The sequence below is a fragment of the Sphingomonas cynarae genome (assembly GCF_039537815.1).
Classification (GTDB): domain Bacteria; phylum Pseudomonadota; class Alphaproteobacteria; order Sphingomonadales; family Sphingomonadaceae; genus Sphingomonas; species Sphingomonas cynarae.
Window position 1 is genome coordinate 406,172 of the sequence record NZ_BAABBF010000001.1, and the last position, 18,546, is coordinate 424,717.

Annotated in this window: 17 protein-coding genes; 11 read left to right on the forward strand and 6 right to left on the reverse strand. The window is 67.4% G+C overall.

Translation table 11 applies throughout. From position 1 onward, the window contains the following. The first annotated feature begins 24 nt into the window (after positions 1 to 24). Entirely contained in the window at positions 25 to 4,533 is a 4,509-nt protein-coding gene (gene gltB / locus ABD719_RS01930) for a glutamate synthase large subunit (protein WP_425567088.1), read from the forward strand. Between the two features lie 75 nt (positions 4,534 to 4,608). Continuing rightward, entirely contained in the window at positions 4,609 to 5,271 is a 663-nt protein-coding gene (locus tag ABD719_RS01935; protein ID WP_344691681.1) for a GNAT family N-acetyltransferase, read from the forward strand. Between the two features lie 28 nt (positions 5,272 to 5,299). On the opposite strand, the gene ABD719_RS01940 is transcribed toward ABD719_RS01935, so the two are convergent. After that, complete coding sequence (locus tag ABD719_RS01940) at positions 5,300 to 5,848, reverse strand: hypothetical protein (RefSeq protein ID WP_344691682.1); 549 nt, start codon at positions 5,846 to 5,848, stop codon at positions 5,300 to 5,302. 102 nt (positions 5,849 to 5,950) lie between these two features. Between ABD719_RS01940 and ABD719_RS01945 the strand changes: the two genes are divergently transcribed. Together ABD719_RS01945 and ABD719_RS01950 are read left to right on the forward strand one after the other, a co-directional pair. Beyond that, complete coding sequence (locus ABD719_RS01945; protein ID WP_192125672.1) at positions 5,951 to 6,622, forward strand: glutathione S-transferase family protein; 672 nt, start codon at positions 5,951 to 5,953, stop codon at positions 6,620 to 6,622. Between the two features lie 3 nt (positions 6,623 to 6,625). Further along, positions 6,626 to 6,976 carry a tRNA-binding protein gene (locus ABD719_RS01950; protein WP_344691683.1) on the forward strand — a complete coding sequence of 117 codons (351 nt, stop codon included), beginning with the start codon at positions 6,626 to 6,628 and terminating at the stop codon, positions 6,974 to 6,976. Between the two features lie 120 nt (positions 6,977 to 7,096). On the opposite strand, the gene ABD719_RS01955 is transcribed toward ABD719_RS01950, so the two are convergent. From ABD719_RS01955 to ABD719_RS01975, 5 genes are read right to left on the reverse strand one after another with little or no spacing between them, the layout of a single operon-like run. After that, entirely contained in the window at positions 7,097 to 7,807 is a 711-nt protein-coding gene (locus ABD719_RS01955; RefSeq protein ID WP_344691684.1) for a phosphocholine cytidylyltransferase family protein, read from the reverse strand. Position 7,808: 1 nt separating this feature from the next. Next, entirely contained in the window at positions 7,809 to 8,900 is a 1,092-nt protein-coding gene (locus ABD719_RS01960) for an inositol-3-phosphate synthase (protein WP_192125675.1), read from the reverse strand. Continuing rightward, on the reverse strand, positions 8,900 to 9,778 hold the full coding sequence (locus tag ABD719_RS01965; RefSeq protein WP_344691685.1) for a CDP-alcohol phosphatidyltransferase family protein: 879 nt from the start codon (positions 9,776 to 9,778) through the stop codon (positions 8,900 to 8,902). Before ABD719_RS01965 ends, ABD719_RS01960 begins: the two co-directional genes overlap by 1 nt. Positions 9,779 to 9,812: 34 nt before the next feature. Further along, entirely contained in the window at positions 9,813 to 11,882 is a 2,070-nt protein-coding gene (locus ABD719_RS01970; RefSeq protein ID WP_344691686.1) for an NAD(+) synthase, read from the reverse strand. Positions 11,883 to 11,939: 57 nt separating this feature from the next. Next, positions 11,940 to 12,272: an Mpo1-like protein gene (locus tag ABD719_RS01975; RefSeq protein WP_344691687.1), complete on the reverse strand. Its 333-nt coding sequence runs from the start codon at positions 12,270 to 12,272 to the stop codon at positions 11,940 to 11,942. 188 nt (positions 12,273 to 12,460) lie between these two features. Here ABD719_RS01975 and ABD719_RS01980 point away from each other — a divergent pair, with 188 nt between their 5' ends. From ABD719_RS01980 to ABD719_RS02010, 7 genes are all read left to right on the forward strand, one after another. Beyond that, positions 12,461 to 12,703 carry a hypothetical protein gene (locus ABD719_RS01980; RefSeq protein ID WP_344691688.1) on the forward strand — a complete coding sequence of 81 codons (243 nt, stop codon included), beginning with the start codon at positions 12,461 to 12,463 and terminating at the stop codon, positions 12,701 to 12,703. A gap of 386 nt (positions 12,704 to 13,089) precedes the next feature. Continuing rightward, a complete protein-coding gene (locus tag ABD719_RS01985) occupies positions 13,090 to 13,437 on the forward strand; it encodes an ArsC family reductase (RefSeq protein WP_344691689.1) in 348 nt (115 codons plus the stop codon). Between the two features lie 48 nt (positions 13,438 to 13,485). Continuing rightward, positions 13,486 to 14,346, forward strand: a complete 861-nt coding sequence (gene panB / locus ABD719_RS01990) for a 3-methyl-2-oxobutanoate hydroxymethyltransferase (protein WP_344691690.1) — start codon at positions 13,486 to 13,488, stop codon at positions 14,344 to 14,346. A 128-nt stretch (positions 14,347 to 14,474) separates the two neighbouring features. Further along, positions 14,475 to 15,188 carry a tetratricopeptide repeat protein gene (locus ABD719_RS01995; protein ID WP_344691691.1) on the forward strand — a complete coding sequence of 238 codons (714 nt, stop codon included), beginning with the start codon at positions 14,475 to 14,477 and terminating at the stop codon, positions 15,186 to 15,188. 26 nt (positions 15,189 to 15,214) lie between these two features. Then, positions 15,215 to 16,540, forward strand: a complete 1,326-nt coding sequence (locus ABD719_RS02000; RefSeq protein WP_425567100.1) for an outer membrane protein assembly factor BamB family protein — start codon at positions 15,215 to 15,217, stop codon at positions 16,538 to 16,540. 75 nt (positions 16,541 to 16,615) lie between these two features. Then, on the forward strand, positions 16,616 to 17,995 hold the full coding sequence (gene der / locus ABD719_RS02005) for a ribosome biogenesis GTPase Der (RefSeq protein WP_192125682.1): 1,380 nt from the start codon (positions 16,616 to 16,618) through the stop codon (positions 17,993 to 17,995). Between the two features lie 83 nt (positions 17,996 to 18,078). Further along, positions 18,079 to 18,507, forward strand: coding sequence for an Hpt domain-containing protein (locus tag ABD719_RS02010; protein ID WP_344691693.1), 429 nt, complete (start codon positions 18,079 to 18,081; stop codon positions 18,505 to 18,507). Positions 18,508 to 18,546 lie beyond the last annotated feature (39 nt).

An 18,546-nucleotide genomic window follows, 5' to 3' on the forward strand; every position in this document is an offset into this window, starting at 1 on the left:
CCCTCCGACTGATCGGGTCGAACGATGATGAATGACCAGCGCGCCTATCTCGCCGAACACGGCATGTACCGTCCCGATTTCGAGTCGGACGCCTGTGGCGTCGGCCTCGTCGCGGCGACCGACGGGCGGCCGTCGCGCCGGGTCGTGCAGTCGGCGATCGATGCGCTGAAGGCGGTGTGGCATCGTGGCGCGGTGGATGCCGACGGCAAGACCGGCGACGGCGCGGGTATCCATCTCGACCTGCCGTTGCGCTTCTTCGACGACGCCATCGCGGGTTCCGGCCACAAGGTGCGGCCGAACCGGCTGGCGGTCGGCCAGATATTCCTGCCGCGCACCGACCTGGGCGCGCAGGAGACGTGCCGGACGATCGTTGAATCGGCAATCATCGAGGCGGGCTACACCATCTATGGCTGGCGGCAGGTGCCCGTCGACGTGTCGGTCATCGGGCTGAAGGCACAGGCGACCCGGCCGGAGATCGAGCAGATCATGATCGCCGGCCCGCTGCCGGCGGATCAGGACGAGGCGGAGTTCGAGAAGAACCTGTATCTCGTCCGCCGCCGCATCGAAAAGCGGATCATCGCCGCGCAGATCCAGGGTTTCTACATCTGTTCGCTGTCGGCACGGTCGATCGTGTACAAGGGGCTGTTCCTCGCCGAGAGCCTGTCGATCTTCTACCCCGATCTGCAGGACCAGCGGTTCGAGAGCCGTGTCGCGATCTTCCACCAGCGTTATTCGACCAACACCTTCCCGCAATGGTGGCTGGCGCAGCCGTTCCGCTGTCTGGCACATAACGGCGAGGTCAACACGATCCGCGGCAACAAGAACTGGATGCTCAGCCACGAGATCCGCATGGCGTCGATCGCGTTCGGCGACAATTCGGAGGACATCAAGCCAGTGATCCCCGCCGGCGCGTCCGACACCGCCGCGCTGGACGCCGTGTTCGAGGCGATCTGCCGCTCCGGCCGCGACGCGCCCACCGCCAAGCTGATGCTGGTGCCCGAGGCGGCGAGCGACGACATGCCCGCCGATCATACCGCGATGTACCAGTATCTCGCCTCCGTCATGGAGCCGTGGGATGGCCCCGCCGCGCTGGCGATGACCGACGGCCGCTGGGCGGTGGCGGGCATGGACCGCAACGCGCTGCGTCCGCTGCGCTACACCCGCACCAATGACGGCCTGCTGATCGTCGGATCGGAAAGCGGTATGGTCGTCGTGCCGGAATCGACCATCGTCGCCAAGGGCCGGCTGGGACCGGGGCAGATGATCGCGGTCGACCTGCAGGAAGGGATCGTGCTGGAAGATCGCGCGATCAAGGACCGGATTTCAGGCGAGCAGGATTATGCCGCGATGACCGGCGAGTTCCTGACGCTGAAAGACCTGCCTCCCGCCGGCGACGAGGCGACGGTGCGCTTCTCCCGTGCCGAACTGGCCCGCCGTCAGGTCGCCGCCGGCCAGACGATGGAGGATATGGAGCTGATCCTGTCGCCGATGGTCGATGGCGCCAAGGAAGCGATCGGATCGATGGGCGACGATACGCCGCTGGCGGTCATCTCCGACAAGCCGCGCCTGATCAGCCAGTTCTTCCGCCAGAACTTCTCGCAAGTCACCAACCCGCCGATCGATTCGCTGCGCGAACGCCATGTCATGTCGCTGAAGACGCGGTTCGGCAATCTCGCCAACATCCTCGACGTGCGCGACCAGCGCGAACGGGTGCTGGTGCTCGATTCGCCGGTGCTGACCGGCGCGCACTGGGAGCGGCTGAAGGCGCATTTCGGTCGTTCCGCGGCGGAGATCGACTGCACGTTCGAGGCGGATGGCGGCCCCGATCGCCTGCGCGCCGCGATCCAGCGCATCCGCAACCAGGCCGAACAGGCGGTGCGCGAGGGCCGCTCCGAACTGTTCCTGACCGACGAGCATGTCTCGGAGGACCGGGTGGCGATCGCCGGCGTGCTGGCGGCGGCCGCCGTCCACACCCACCTCGTCCGGCGGGGTCTGCGCTCCTACGCGTCGATCAACGTGCGCAGCGCCGAATGTCTCGACACGCATTACTATGCGGTGCTGATCGGCGTCGGGGCGACGACGGTGAACGCCTATCTGGCCGAGGCGTCGATCGTCGACCGGCATACCCGCGGCCTGTTCGGGGCGCTGACGCTGGACGAATGCCTGACCCGCCACCGGATCGCGGTGGAGGAGGGCATCCTCAAGATCATCTCGAAGATGGGCATCGCGGTGATCTCGTCCTATCGCGGCGGCTATAATTTCGAGGCGGTCGGCCTGTCCCGTGCGCTGGTCAACGATCTGTTTCCGGGGATGCCGGCGAAGATTTCCGGCGAAGGCTACACCTCGCTCCACCTGTCGGCGATGATCCGGCACGAGGCGGCGTTCGACAGCGCGGTCGCGACGCTGCCGATCGGGGGCTTCTATCGCCAGCGCGCGGACGGGGAGACGCACGCCTATTCCGCCCAGCTGATGCACCTGTTGCAGACCGCGGTCGCGACCGACAGCTATTCCAGCTATCTGCAATTTTCGCGCGGGGTCAGCGACCTGCCGCCCGTCTATCTGCGTGACCTGCTGCAATTCAACTTCCCGGCAGAGGGCGTCGCGATCGATCAGGTCGAGGCGATCACCGAAATCCGCAAGCGCTTCGTGACGCCCGGCATGTCGCTCGGCGCGCTGTCGCCGGAGGCGCACGAGACGCTGGCGATCGCGATGAACCGTATCGGCGCCAAGGCGGTGTCGGGCGAGGGCGGCGAGGATACCGTCCGCTTCAAGCCCTATGCGAACGGCGACAATGCCAATTCCGGCGTCAAGCAGATCGCCTCCGGCCGGTTCGGCGTGACCGCCGAATATCTCGGCGCGTGCGAGGAGATCGAGATCAAGGTCGCACAGGGTGCCAAGCCCGGCGAGGGCGGGCAGTTGCCCGGCTTCAAGGTGACGGAGTTCATCGCCAAGCTGCGCCACGCGACGCCGGGTGTCACGCTCATCAGCCCGCCGCCGCATCACGACATCTATTCGATCGAGGATCTGGCGCAGCTCATCTACGACTGCAAGCAGATCAATCCACGCGCGCGCGTCTGCGTGAAGCTGGTCAGTTCGGCCGGGATCGGCACGGTCGCGGCGGGCGTGGCGAAGGCGCATGCCGACGTGATCTTGGTGTCCGGCCATGTCGGCGGCACCGGCGCAAGCCCGCAGACCAGCATCAAATATGCCGGTACACCGTGGGAAATGGGGCTGTCGGAGGTCAACCAGACGCTGACGCTGAACGGCCTGCGCGGGCGCATCCGCCTGCGTGCGGATGGCGGGTTGAAGACGGGGCGCGACATCGTGATCGCCGCGATCCTGGGTGCCGAGGAATTCGGCATCGGCACGCTGTCGCTCGTCGCGATGGGCTGCATCATGGTGCGCCAGTGCCACAGCAACACCTGCCCGGTCGGCGTCTGCGTGCAGGACGAGCGGCTGCGCGCCAAGTTCACCGGCACGCCCGAAAAGGTCATCAACCTGATGACCTTCATTGCCGAGGAGGTGCGCGACATTCTCGCCCGGCTCGGATGCCGGTCGCTGGACGAGGTGATCGGGCGCACCGAATTTCTCCGTCAGGTCAATCGCGGTGCGGAGCATCTCGACGATCTCGACCTCAACCCGATCCTCGCCAAGGTGGATGCCACCGATGCCGAGCGCCGGTTCAGCCTGTCGACCTTCCGTAACGAGGTGCCCGACAGCCTCGATGCGCAGATCATCAAGGATGCCGCCGCGGTGTTCAGCCGTGGCGAGAAGATGCAGCTGACCTATTCGGTGCGCAACACGCACCGCGCGGTCGGCACGCGCCTGTCGTCGGAGATCACCCGCACTTTCGGGATGAGCAAGCTGAACGATGGCCACGTCACCATCCGCCTGCGCGGGTCGGCGGGGCAGTCGCTGGGCGCGTTCCTGTGCAAGGGGATCACGCTGGAGGTGTTCGGCGATGCCAACGACTATGTCGGCAAGGGCCTGTCGGGCGGCACCATCGTCGTGCGGCCGGCGGTATCGTCACCGCTGCGCAGCCAGGAGAACACGATCATCGGCAACACCGTGCTGTACGGCGCGACCAGCGGCCGGCTGCTGGCGGCAGGGCAGGCGGGCGAGCGGTTCGCGGTGCGCAATTCGGGCGCGACCGTGGTGGTCGAGGGCTGCGGCGCGAACGGCTGCGAATACATGACCGGCGGAATCGCGGTGGTGCTGGGTCAGGTCGGTGCCAATTTCGGTGCGGGCATGACTGGCGGCATGGCGTTCGTCTACGATCCCGAAGGCCGCTTCGATGCCCGCGCCAATCCCGAGAGCATCACCTGGCGCCGGCTGGGCACGGCGCATTGGGAAGGCGTGCTGCGCGATCTGGTCGAGGCCCATGCCAAGGCCACCGACAGCCGCTGGTCGAAGGGGCTGATCGACGACTGGGCACGCACCGCCGGTGATTTCTGGCAGGTGGTGCCGAAGGAGATGCTGACCCGGCTGGCGCACCCGCTCGACGATACGGTCGAACTGGTGGCGGCGGAGTAGGGATGGCCGGACGGGGACGCCGTCCCCTTCCGGTCCCTCGGCAAGCTGTTCGTCTCGCAAGGCCATGGGGTACCGATGACCGATATGCCGCTTGGCCCGATCGTCGCCGACGCGACGCGAACGTTGCCGGTGTTGCGGCGGCATCCGGGCCGGGCGGTCATGCTCGAGCCATTGGCAGCCTGCCATGTGGCCGACCTGTGGGATGCCGCCCGATCGGCGGACGCGTCATGGGCCTATCTGCGATACGGCCCCTTCCCGACGGAAGCGGCGCTGGCTGCCCATGTCGAACGGATCGGCGGCCTTGCCCGACAACCGTTCTTCGCCGTCATCCCGACATCCAGCGGCAAGGCCGAGGGCTGGACCTCGTTTTGCGACATCGTGCCGACCGATGCGGCGATCGAGATCGGCAGCATCTGGTTCTCGCCGCGTCTCCAGCGGACCCGCGCCGCCACGGAGGCGATATTCCTAATGATGCAACACGCCTTCGCGCTCGGTTATCACCGGGTCGTGTGGCGCTGTAATGCCCTTAACGCGGCGTCCATGCGCGCCGCGCGACGGTTCGGTTTCGTCTATGAGGGGACATGGCGGGGCGACAGCATCGTGAAGGGGCGTCGACGCGATACGGCCTGGTTCTCGCTTCTGGAGCCGGAATGGCCCGCACAGAGGCAACGGTTCGAGGCATGGCTGGATGACGGCAACTTCGACGCAGACGGCGGGGCGAGAAAATCGATGATGTGACGCGACCGGGCAATGGGTAGGCGATGCTTCAACCGGTAGGCCGCCGCCGCACCACCGCCCAGCCGGTGGCGCCGTAAACCAGCAGTGCCGGCCAACCGCCATCGGTGACGAACAGATAGGCCGTGCCGATCACCGCGACGATCGCCAGCACCGCCGCCGTCATCCGGACCGTCGCGATCCGACGCAGCAGCAGCGTACCGATCGCCAGCGCCGCCAGCGCATTGCCCGCCAGCCATGTCCATGATCCGCCGCGCCCGATCGATCCCATGCCCGGCACCTTCACCGTCGCGAAGCCGCGCATGGCATTGGGGAACACGTCGGCGGACAGGTGCAGCCCGATGCCCAATGCCAGCCCCGCCGCGACCGGCCACCAGCGTGGTCGCGACGCCAGCAGGATGACGGGCAACATCGAATGGGTCAGGCCGCTGCGATGGCCCAGCCCCAGCGCCATGTCGAGATCGGGCAGCGTCGTCCCCGCCAGCGCCGCCACCGGCACCGCGGCCGGCAGCAGGATCGGCCAGCGATCGCCCAGCGCGACCAGTATCGCCGCCGCCAACAGGAAAAGCACCGCGTCCATCCGCCCGCTGTAGCGCCCGCCATGCCGAAACATAACCAACGCATGCCGATAACCGCCGCCGCGGCCCTTCCGCCCCCGCCGGAGGGACGCTAACGGTGCGCCATGTGGCAGCTTTATCAATTCCCCCTGTGTCCCTTCAGTCGCAAGGTCCGTTTGCTGCTGGGTGAAAAGGGCGTGGGGTACGAGCTTGTCCGCGAATCACCCTGGCTGCGGCGCGACGAGTTCGTCGACATGAACCCGACCGGGCAGACGCCGGTGATGGTGGATGCCGATCGCGGCATCCTGCTGATCGATTCGATGGCGATCGCCGAATATTTCGAGGAAACCATCGACAAGGCGGTGATGATCAACGGCACCGCGACCAGCCGGGCCGAGATCCGCCGGCTGGTGACGTGGTTCGACACGCATTTCTATCACGACGTCACCGGGCCGCTGCTGCATGAGCGGATGGTGAAGCGCATCGCGCAGCGCGCCACGCCCGATGCCAAGGCGCTGCGTGAGGCGATGAAGGCGGCGGTCGGGCATCTCGACTATACCGATTACCTGCTCGATCACCGGCAATGGCTGGGCGGCGCGACGATGACGCTGGCCGACCTGACCGCGGCGGCGCAGATCTCGGTCGCGGACTATCTGGGCGGGATCGACTGGAAGGGGCATGACCAGACCGCGCGCTGGTATCGCGGGTTGAAGAGCCGCCCGTCCTTCCGCCCGCTGCTGGCCGAGCGGATGGAGATGATCGGTCCGCCCGCCCATTACGACAATCTGGATTTTTGAGCCGTGGACACCCCCGCCGAAACCATCGCGTTCGACGATTTCCTCAAGGTCGACATCCGCGTCGGGACGATCGTCGTGGCCGAGCCGTTTCCCGAGGCGCGCAAGCCCGCGTTGCGGCTGACGATCGATTTCGGCCCCGAGATCGGGCGCAAGCGATCATCCGCCCAGATCACCGAACACTACACGCCCGACATGCTGGTCGGGCGGCAGGTAGCGGCGGTGGTCAACTTCCCGCCGCGCCAGATCGGGCCGATGATTTCGGAGGTGCTGACGCTCGGCTTTCCCGATGCGGACGGCAAGGTCGTGCTGATCGCGCCGACACAGGGCGTGCCGGACGGCGGGCGGTTGTTTTAATGACGACAGCGTCAAGACCGACCCATCCCGTCATTGCAAGCGTAGCGAAGCAATCCAGAGCCTAACGCGCGATTCTCCGGATTGCTTCGCTATGTTCGCAATGACGGATGTTCCGGCGGACTATGCCGCCAGCGCCAGCCGCCACGCCTCCGCTTTGGCCAGCGCGGCGGGATCGTCGACGTCGATCCAGTCGAGATCGCTGCAATCCACCACCTGTGCGCGGCCATCGCCCGCGAGCAGGCGCATCCCGTCGGTAAGCGACGGCGCGCCGAGGCTGCCGAGTGCGGCGAACAGGCGGGGGCCGATCGCGAAGACGCCGGTGTCGTAACAGTCGGCGTCCGCCAGCCCCTTGCCGATCGCGACGATCGCGTCGCCATCGGTCTTCACCCAGGTCACGTCGTCGGGATCGACCCAGGGGTGGCCGATGCGCCGGTCGATGCCCAGGGTCGCGCCACCGCCCGTACCGGTCGTCGCAAGGCGGGCATAGAGGGCGGGGGTGACGAGATGATCGCACATCGCCAGCACCGCCGGCTCCCCCGCCAGCACCGGCGCGGCGGCGAGGACGGAGACGCCGTTGGGCTCGCGGTGGTCGCGGGTCATCACCGTCTCCACCGTCAGCGGCCAATGGCGGGTCGCCAGATGCGCGGCGATCGCCTCCGCCCCGTAACCCAGCACGACGACCGCGCGGGTCAGCCCCGCCTCCGCCATGCCGGTCAGCGCGTGATCGATCAGCGGGCGTCCGGCGACGGGGCAGAGCGGCTTGTACGGCGCACTGCCCCGCAGCCGGGTGCCGTGCCCGGCGGCGAGCAGCACGCCGGTGCAGATCGGCATATCAGGCGGCCGCGATGAACTTCTCGACCTCGATCTGGGCGAGGTCGTCGGTCATCTGGGTGCGGGGATGCTTGCAGAAATAGGCCGATGCGGGGTCGATCACGCCACCGATGCCGCGATCCTTGGCGATCTTTGCGCATCGGATCATATCGATGGCCACGCCGGCGGAGTTGGGCGAATCCTCGACCGACAGGCGCAGTTCCAGGTTCATCGGCACGCCGCCGAAGAGCTGGCCTTCCATGCGCAGGAAGCAAACCTTGTTGTCGTTCTGCCACGGCACGTAATCGCTGGGGCCGATATGGACATTGTCGTCGTCAAGTCGTTCCGCTGCGACCGACTGTACTGCCTCGGTCTTGGAAATCTTCTTCGATTCGAGCCGACGATGGTTCGACATGTTGAGAAAGTCGGTGTTGCCGCCGGTGTTGAGCTGATAGGTACGGTCCAGCTTCACGCCGCGCTTGGCGAACAGGTCGGTCAGTACGCGGTGGACGATGGTCGCGCCCAGCTGCGCCTTGATGTCGTCACCGACGATCGCGACGCCTGCATCCTCGAACCGCTTCGCCCAGACCGGGTTGGAGGCGATGAAGACGGGGATGTTGTTGACGAAGGCGACACCGGCTTCCAGCGCGCATTCGGCATAGAATTCGGTCGCTTCCTGCGAACCCACCGGCAGGTAGTTCATCAGCACGTCGGCACCGCTCGCCTTCAGTTCGGCGATCACGTCTTCCTTCGACGGCTGCGTGTCGTTGGCGACGATGAAGGTGCGGTCGTCCTTATAGTCGGCCATGTGCTCGGCGACGCCGTCCAGCACCTTGCCCATCTTCACGACGGTGCCGGTGGCGGGCAGGTTGGCGGCGAACACGGCGGTGCAGTTGGGCTTGGCGAACACCGCCTCCGCCACGTCACGACCGACCTTGCGCGCATCGACGTCCCACGCCGCCACGACCTTGATGTCGCCGGGGCGATAGCCGCCGACTTCGTAATGCATCAGGCCGACATGATCGTTGCTGCCCTCGCCATAATAATCGAGGCCCTGCACGAGGCTGGAGGCGCAATTGCCGATACCGACGATCGCGATGCGGATGGTGCCCATTACTGTCCCTGTTCCTTGACGAGATATCGCGCCGGCGCCTCGGCCGGGGCGGAAGAAATGACGGAAGAAAGAAATGCACGCTCGACCCGGCGATGCCAGGCGAGGCCTGCCAGCAGGATCGCTGTCAACGGAACGATCTCGAACCACCAGAAGAGGCGTGGATCGCCCGCCATACACGCGACGAAGACCATGAAAATACGAACATTGGCGGTTTCCAGCGACAATAGCCGCATCGGCGCCACCGCCGCCCGCGCATAGCGTGCGCCGGTCGCGACGGGATCGGGGCTGGCGGCCAATTGCTGCTCGAACGCCATCGCCAGACGGTCTGGAATGCCGGCGACGTGGTCGTACAGCCGTACCAGCGGTGACGCGGCGGGTGCCGGCGGCGCGGCGACCAGCGCCACCCCCTTTGCCCGGCGGTGGAAGCGGGTACGCTCCCCCTCGAACAGGCTGGACTGTACGGCGTGCAGCCCACCTGCGACGAATGCCAGTGCCCAGCCGGCCGGCGTGCCCCACACGATCGCGAGCGCGACGTAGATCAGGAGGAAGACGCCGTGATCGCACAGCCCGTCGAGCATCCGGCCGAGCGGGCTGGCGGTGCCGGTGGCGCGTGCGACCATGCCGTCCAGCCCGTCCGCCACCAGCCAGCCGATCGACAGCATCAGCCCGATCAGCGCGAATCGCCAGTCGGCGAAGCGGGCATAGGCGAGCGCGGCGCCGGTCCCCAGCGTCAGTCCAGCAATCGACACGGCATTGGCGGATATTCCGCGCGCGACCGCGATCGGCAGGAGCAGGCGGCCGAGCGGATGGATCAGCCAGAGATTGGAAGGATCCTCGATCCGGCGATCGCGCGATCCATCCGGAGGAGGCACTGTCATAGGCTGGTCACAATGCGCCGTCGTCGCCCATTATTCAAGATGGTTGCGGCAGGTTTGCGGTCAGTTCCTCCAGCCAGACCCTGGCGGTGCCGTCGGAAGGGGCGCGCCAGTCGCCACGTGGGCTGACCGCGCCCCCGGCCGATACCTTCGGCCCGTTGGGAAGCGCGCTGCGCTTGAACTGGCTGGTCTGGAAGAATCGACGGCAGAACGATTCGAGCCAGTGGCGGATCACCGGCAGATCATAGGCGACGCGCGCGTCGGCCGGAAAATCCTCCGGCCAGCGCCCTGCCTCCAGATCGCGCCACGCATGCCAGCACAGAAAGGCGATCTTGGACGGGGCGAGGCCATGGCGCAGCACGTAATGCGCGAAGAAGTCGTTCAGCGCATAAGGCCCGATCATCGATTCGGTCGATTGCATCGCGCCCGTATCGGCATCGGCGGGCACCAGTTCGGGCGAGATTTCCTGCGCCAGGATCGCGGCGAGGATATGGTTCGTCTCCGCATCATACTGGTCGGTCCGGATGCACCAGCGGATCAGGAACTGGATCAGCGTCTTGGGCACGCCGGCATTGACCGCATAATGGCTCATCTGGTCGCCGACGCCATAGGTGCACCAGCCCAGCGCCAGTTCGCTGAGGTCGCCCGTCCCCAGCACGATCCCGCCGCGCTGGTTGGCGAGGCGGAACAGGTAATCGGTGCGCAGGCCCGCCTGCACATTCTCGAACGTCACGTCGTACACCGGCTCGCCCCGGCCGAAGGGGTGATCCATGTCGGCGAGCATCTGGCGGGCGGCGGGGCGGATGTCGATCTCGTCGGCGGCGATGCCCAGCGCGCGCATCAGCGCCCAGGCATTGGCCTTGCTCCCCTCGCCGGTCGCGAAGCCCGGCATGGTGAAGCCCAGGATCGACGAACGCGGGCGGCCGAGGCGGTCCATCGCCTTGGCCGCGACGATCAGCGCATGGGTCGAATCGAGCCCGCCCGACACGCCGATCACCAGCGTGTCCGCGCGCGCCGCCTCGAGTCGCTTCGCCAGCCCCTCGACCTGGATGTTGAACGCCTCGTAACAGTCGGCGTCGCGTTTGGCGGGATCGTTGGGGACGAAGGGGAAGCGGCGGATCGAGCGTTCCAGCCCGCGATCCGCCAGATCCTCGCCGTGCACGAAGCCGATGCGGCGGAAGCGCAGTTCGGGATGGCCGGCGACGGCCGCGGCATCGTTGAACGTGCCGGTGCGGGCGCGCTCCTGCAGCAATCGCTCGGCATCGATGTCGGCGACGACCAGTTCGGGCGTGCGGGAGAAGCGCGTCGATTCGGCGATGAGTTCGCCCAGTTCGTGGATCAGGCCCTGGCCGTCCCACGCCACGTCGGTGGTGCTTTCCCCGATCCCGGCGGCGGCGTAGACATAGGCGCAGGCCGCGCGCGCGCTCTGCGCGGCGGCGAGCATCGTCCGCTCGCGCGCCTTGCCGATCACGATGTTGGAGGCGGACAGGTTGCAACAGACCAGCGCGCCGGCCAGCGCCCCCATCGTCGAAGGCGGGGTGGGCGCCCAGTAATCCTCGCAGATTTCCGCATGGACGGTGAAGAAGGGCAGGTCGCTGGCGGCGAACAGCAGGTCGGTGCCGAACGGGACGGGTTCCCTTTCCGGTTCGCCCCCCAGATCGATCGTCAGGCCGGTCAGCCCCGCACCGCTGGCGAACCAGCGCTTCTCGTAATATTCGCGGTAGTTGGGCAGGAACGTCTTGGGCACCACGCCCAGGATGCGGCCGCGATGAATCGCCAGCGCGCAATTGTAGAGCCGCCCGTTGCGCGCGATCGCCGCGCCGACGAGCAGCAGCGGCTTGAGATCGACAGAGGCCGCCCGCACCGAATCGATCGCCGCGCGGGTCGCCGCCTGTTGCGCGGATTGCAGGTGCAGGTCGTCGATCGCGTAGCTGGTCAGGTTCAGTTCGGGAAAGACGACGAGATCCACGCCGCGCGTATCTGCTTCCCGCGCCAGCGCGATCGTAGCGGCGGCGTTGGCGGGTACGTCGCCGACGCTGGCGGGCGGCGTCGCGGCGGCGACGCGGATCATGCGCTGGCGATGGAGCGAAAAGAAGGGATGGGTCATGCGGTCATGTCCTTATCGCAAGGCGCGCGAAAGGCACGCATCCTCACCGCCCGATCCTCACCGTCGCGGCACGCCCGCCCGGTCGAGTTCGCGGCCCAGTCGGCCGGTCAGCCAGCAGCCATACATCCGGAAATCGGCGGCAAGGCTCCACAGCGGATAGGTGAAGGTCGCCGGCCGGTTCCGCTCGACCAGCAGATGCGCGCCCCACGCGAACGCATAGCCCGCGACCGGCATCAGCAGGAACAGTCCCCACCGCCCGGTGACGATCCCGGCGACGAGGCATGCGATCACCAGCGTCGTGCCGACATAATGCAGCCCCCGCGTCGCCGCCCGACCATGCTCGCGCAGATAGAAGGGCCAGAACTCGGCAAAGGTGGCGAAACGGGCCATGGCGCGAAGTGTATCGGAGTCTGGAAAGAAAGGCCAGATATTGCAGATGGTTGGCGCGCGATGGGGAACGGTGGGTGTTGGTGCCCGTTGCCCCATGTGTGAACGTCGCAATCTGGTGGAAAGCGGACATTTCCCGATTGTGTAGAATCCCTCATGACTTCGCCATTGGCGGATGACATGGTATCGGCATGACCGGCAAACGTATCATCGCCATCTTTGCCTATGCGGGCTTCACCGCCGCCTGCGTCGTGTTGCTCGGCCTTCTCTGGATATCGGTCAACCTGCTCAATTTTCCATGCGATAGCCCTGAAGACCTAAGGCCATGTGCCCAAGTAGTGCCGTGGTTCTTCGCAACCCGCGGCCTTCTGCCCATCGGTGGCGCCTGGGCTTTGATGACGTGGGCAACATTCTGGCGTCGGAGTAGGAAATAGGATCGCCGATCGAATGTCTGCGAATGGGCGACAGCAGTCATTTCATTCGAGCGCCTCGTGCCACCGCGGAACGCCACTCACCATGAGAGCGGAGGATGCCGCCCCCGGTCACGCCGCGAACGGGTTTATCGCGCCGTGTACGCCGCCGGCTTTCGGCGCCGCGTCGCGCGCGAAACCGCGAGTACGGCCATCGCCCATGTCCTACACGTCGCCCGCCTGCTACATCCGCCGGAACCGCTCTTTCTCATCGCCGCCGTTCGCATCGCCGGGTCGCAGCCCCGGCGCATTCACCCCTGTAGGATGTGACTTTCGTGACTTTTGGCGTGACTTTCCGTCCCCTGGCATCGCATCTGCCGCGCGCCATCCATCCCTTGCGAGAGCATCCCATGACCGCCACCCTGTACGGCATCCCCAATTGCGACACCGTGAAAAAGGCGCGCGCTTGGCTTGATGCGCGAGGGCTCGCCTACCAGTTCCACGACTACAGGAAGGCTGGCGTCGATCCCGACCTCTTGCGCGGCTGGGTCGAGCGGCTGGGATGGGAGGCGGTGCTGAACCGTGCCGGCACCACGTTTCGCAAGCTGCCCGAGGCGGAACGGGCGGATCTGGATGCGGCGCGGGCGATCGCGCTGATGCTGGCGCAGCCGTCGATGATAAAACGGCCGATGCTGGTGCATGGCGACGTGCTGGAGGCGGGGTTCAAGCCCGATCGCTACGCGGCGATCATGGACTGATGCCATGGGCGCTGGATCGCCGCCTTTGGCGCGGCTACGATCCGGCCCATGTCCACGACCTACACGATCGACACCGCGACCAGTCGCGCCAATCCCGCGCCGGCACCGCGCAAGCGCCTGACCGTGCCCGCCATTCGCACCCGAAAAGGGGGCGAGCCGCTGGTGATGCTGACCGCCTATACGGTGCGGACCGCGCAACTGCTCGATCCGCATTGCGACATGCTGCTGGTCGGCGACAGCCTGGGGCAGGTGATCTACGGCCTGCCCTCGACCGTGCCGGTCACGCTGGAGATGATGGCGGCGCACGGCGCGGCGGTGGTGCGCGGCAGCCTGCAGGCGCTGGTCGTGATCGACATGCCGTTCGGCAGTTACGAGGCATCGCCCGAAAAGGCGTTCGAGAGCGCCGCCTGGTTGTTGAAGCAGACCGGGGCGGCGGCGGTGAAACTGGAGGGAGGCGAGGCGATGGCCGCGACCGTCCGTTTCCTGTCCGAACGCGGCATCCCGGTGATGGGGCATATCGGCCTGACCCCGCAGGCGGTGAACGTGCTGGGCGGCTATGGCGCGCGCGGGCGGAGCGCGGCGGAGGCGGAGAAGATCGCCGCCGATGCCCGCACGATCGCGGCGGCGGGCGCCTTCGCGATCGTCGCTGAAGGGGTGATGGAGCCGATCGCGGTGGCGATCACGCGCGAGGTCGCCTGCCCGGTGATCGGCATCGGCGCATCGGCCGAATGCGACGGGCAGGTGCTGGTGGCGGAGGATATGCTGGGGATGTTCGAACGCGTGCCGCGCTTCGTGAAGCGGTACGACGATCTGGGCGGGCGGATTTCCGACGCCGCGGCCCGCTATGCCGCCGAGGTGCGGACACGGGCCTTTCCGGGAGCGGAGCAGGTGTACGTGCCCAAGGGATAGGCGTCGCCTTCCCCCCGGCGGGGCGTCTTTCCGCCGCCGGGACGGGCGGCGGCGGCAAGCGCCCTTCCGTTTGGCGGGCCGCCCGGCTATGAGCCCGGATCGTTTTCCCTGCATCCCGGAGCCGTTCCTTGGCCCTGCCGCCGAATGCCAATGCCGAAGTATTCATGCGGGAGGTGGACGAAGAGGTCCGCCGCGACCGGATGACCCAGTTCTGGACCCGCTGGGGCAAGGTCGCGATCGCCGCGATCGTGCTGGCGCTCGCCGTGCTGGCGGGCGTCCTCTACTGGCAGCACCGCAGCCGCGAGGCCGCGGGGGCCGAGGGCGAACGGTTGCAGGCGGCCTATGACGCGCTGGGCCAGGGGCGGATCGACAAGGCGCAGCCCGCGCTCGCCGAACTCGCCGCCTCCGACCGCGACGTCTATCGCGCGCTGGCCAGGTTCACCGAGGCGGACATCGTTCTTCAGCGCAACGACCTGAAGGCCGCGGCGGCCAAGTTCGCCGAGGTGGCGGCCGATACCGGTCAGGCGCAGCCGATTCGCGATCTGGCGCTGATCCGCCAGACCGCCGCCGAGTTCGACACGCTGAAACCCCAGGTCGTCGTGGAGCGGATGCGTCCGCTGGCGGTGCCGGGCGGGGCGTGGCTGGGCAGCGCGGGCGAGATGATGGCGGTGGCGCAGTTGCGTCTCGGCCAGAAGGCACAGGCCGGGCAGCTGTTCGCCCGGATCGCGCGGGACGAGGGCGTGCCCGGATCGATCCGTCAACGCGCCGTTCAGATGGCGGGCCTATTGGGCGTCGACGCCGTTCCCGCGGCCCCCGCCGCTACGCAGGAAGCCGCCCGATGACCCCCCGTCCGATGACTCCCCGTCTTATGACAGGGCATTTCCGTGCGCCGGTGATGGTGGCGGCGCTGATGGCGCTGAGCGCCTGCGGCATCTTCAAGGGCGGCGGTCCGAAGAAGACGCCGACCGTGGGCGAACGGGTGTCGATCCTGTCGTCGGAGAACGGCATCGTCGCCGACCCCGCCATGGCGACCGTGGCGGTGACGCTGCCTGCCGCCGCCGCCAACGACGCCTGGACCCAGTCGGGCGGCAATGCCGCCAAATCGATGGGGCAACTGGCGCTGGGTGCGCAGCCGGCACGGGCATGGCAGGCGACGATCGCCGGCGGCTCCCCGCGCGAACGGCTGGCGGCGCCGCCGGTGATCGCGGAGAACAAGCTGTTCGTGATCGACGTGACCGCCGCGGTCCATGCCTATGCCGCCGATACCGGCGCAGTGCTGTGGACGGCGGAACTGTCGCCCGGCAAGCAGAACAGCGCCTCGCGCTTCGGCGGCGGTGCCTCCTATGACGACGGCAAGGTCTATGCCACCGACGGACTGGGCGACGTGGTCGCGCTGAACGCCGCGGATGGCAAGGAATTGTGGCGTGCCAAGCCCGGCGGGCCGTTGCGCGGCGCACCGACGATCGCCAACGGCAACGTCTATGTCCTCAGCCAGGACAACCAGATCTTCGCGATCAACCAGCTCGACGGCAAGGTGCAGTGGGCGCAGTCCGGCACGCTGGAGACGCAGGGCGTGTTCGGCGTCGCGGCACCGGCGGCGAGCCAGGGGTCGGTGGTCGCGGGCTATTCGTCGGGCGAACTGTCCGCCTATCGCTACGAGAACGGGCGCGTGCTGTGGCAGGATGCACTGTCGCGCACCTCGTCCACGACCTCCGTATCCAGCTTGGCCGATATCGACGCCGCGCCGGTGGTGGATGGCGGCCGGGTCTATGCGGTCGGGCAGGGCGGGCGCATGGTCGCCCTGGAACTGTCGACCGGGCAGCGGCTGTGGGAACAGAATCTGGGCGGCATCTCGACCCCGTGGATCGCGGGCGACTGGCTGTTCGTGATGACCGACGACGCGCGGCTCGCCGCGCTGTCGCGGGCCAGTGGCAAGGCGCGCTGGATCGCGCAACTGCCGCGCTATCGCAATCTGAAGAAGCGGTCCGGCCCGATCACGTGGTTCGGCCCGGTGCTGGCCGGCAACCGGCTGGTGCTGACCAATTCGGAAGGGCAGATCGTCTACGCATCGCCCACGGACGGCAGCGTGGTGCAGACGGTGGAGACGAAGGTGGCGTTCGCCTTGTCGCCGGTGGTCGCCAATTCGACGCTCTACACGCTCGACCAGAAGGGGCGGATCACCGCCTATCGGTGACCGTCGCCCGCATGGCCCCGTTTCATCCCGTCCGTACAGGGTGACGGCGGGGCCGGCAGCGGCTAAGGGCGCAGGATGCCCAAACTCCCCGTGGTCGCGATCGTCGGCCGGCCCAATGTCGGCAAGTCGACTTTGTTCAACCGTCTCGTCGGCAAGAAACTCGCGCTGGTCGACGACCGGCCCGGTGTGACGCGTGACCGGCGCGAGGGTGACGCGCATCTGATCGGCCTCGATTTCCGCGTCATCGATACCGCCGGTTACGAGGATCAGGACGCACAGACGCTGCCCGGCCGGATGCGGATGCAGACCGAGGCGGCGGTGGCGCAGGCCGATGTCGCGCTGTTCCTGTTCGACGCACGCGCCGGCATCGTGCCGCTGGACGAGGAGATCGCCCGCTGGCTGCGCCAGTCCTCCACCCCGGTCATCCTCGCCGCCAACAAGGCGGAAGGGAATGCCGGGAATCAGGGCATTCTCGAATCGCTCAGCCTGGGCTTCGGCGATCCGGTGCAGCTGTCCGCCGAACATGGCGAGGGGCTGGGCGACCTGTTCGAGGTCCTGTTGCCGCTGCTGGAGGGGAAGGAAATCCCCGACGACGAGGAGGACGAACGTCTCGATGCGCCGCTGAAGCTGGCGATCGTCGGCCGGCCCAATGCCGGCAAGTCGACTCTGATCAACCGGATGCTGGGCGAGGACCGGCTGATCACCGGCCCCGAAGCCGGGATCACCCGCGATTCGATCGCGGTCGACTGGCAATGGCGCGATCCGTTGCGCGGGGCGCATGGCGAGCCGCGCCCGGTGAAGCTGATCGACACGGCGGGCATGCGCAAACGCGCCAAGGTGCAGGACAAGCTGGAGAAGATGTCGGTCGCCGATGGCTTGCACGCGGTCGATTTCGCCGAAGTCGTCGTCTTGCTGCTCGACGCCACGCTGGGGCTCGAGGCGCAGGATCTGCGCATCGCCGACAAGGTGCTGGAGGAAGGGCGCGCGATGATCATCGCGCTGAACAAATGGGACGTGGCGGAAAATCCGTCGTCGCTGTTCAACGGCGTGAAGCGCGCGCTGGAGGATGGCCTGTCCCAGGTCAAGGGCGTGACCGTCGTCACGGTTTCCGGCGCCACCGGCAAGGGCGTCGACCAGCTGATGAGCGCGGCGTTCCAGGTGCGCGAGGCGTGGTCGAAGCGCGTCGGCACCGGCGAACTGAACCGCTGGTTCGAGCGCGCGATCGAGGCCAACCCGCCCCCCGCCCCCGGCGGCAAGCGAATCAAGATGCGCTACGTCACCCAGGTGAAGACGCGGCCGCCCAGCTTCGTGATCTTCGGCACGCGGGTCGACCAGCTGCCCGCCAGCTACGAACGCTATCTGGTCAATTCGATGCGCAAGGAACTGGGGTTCGGCGCGGTGCCGGTGCGCGTCACCATGCGCGCACCCAAGAATCCGTTCGATCAGAAGGACTAACCGCCGGAACCGTTGTGCAACATCCTGTTTACCGCCGGCTGGTAGGATCGGGACGTGGCAATAGACGGGGCGGAGCAGGCACGGTGTCGTTCGAGGAAAACACGTTGGTGGATCGGGCGGCCTATGCGACCGCCCGTGCCGAACTGGGAACGGGTTTCGTCCGCATCCTGGGGTATTTCCGCGAAGACGGCGTGAAATCCGTCGCCGCGATCGAGGCGGCGATGCGCAAGGGGCAGGCGGCGGCACTGGTGATCCCCGCGCACACCCTGAAGGGTGAGGCCCGCCAGTTCGGCGCGATGCCGCTGGCCGCGCTGGCCGAGACGATCGAGGTGATCGCCCGCGAATGCGTGGAGCGGCAGGATACGCCCGAAGAGGCGCTGGAGTCGGTGGCGCGGCTGCGGCCGCTGTTCAACGAGACACTGGCGCTGCTCGAAAGCGGATCGGCACCGGTGATGCCGGTGCGGCGTCCCCCTGCCGGGGGATTCGGCCGACGGACGCTGCCCGCCGGCTAGGATAACGCCCGTCGTTAACGGGCTGTTTGCCTTGATCGG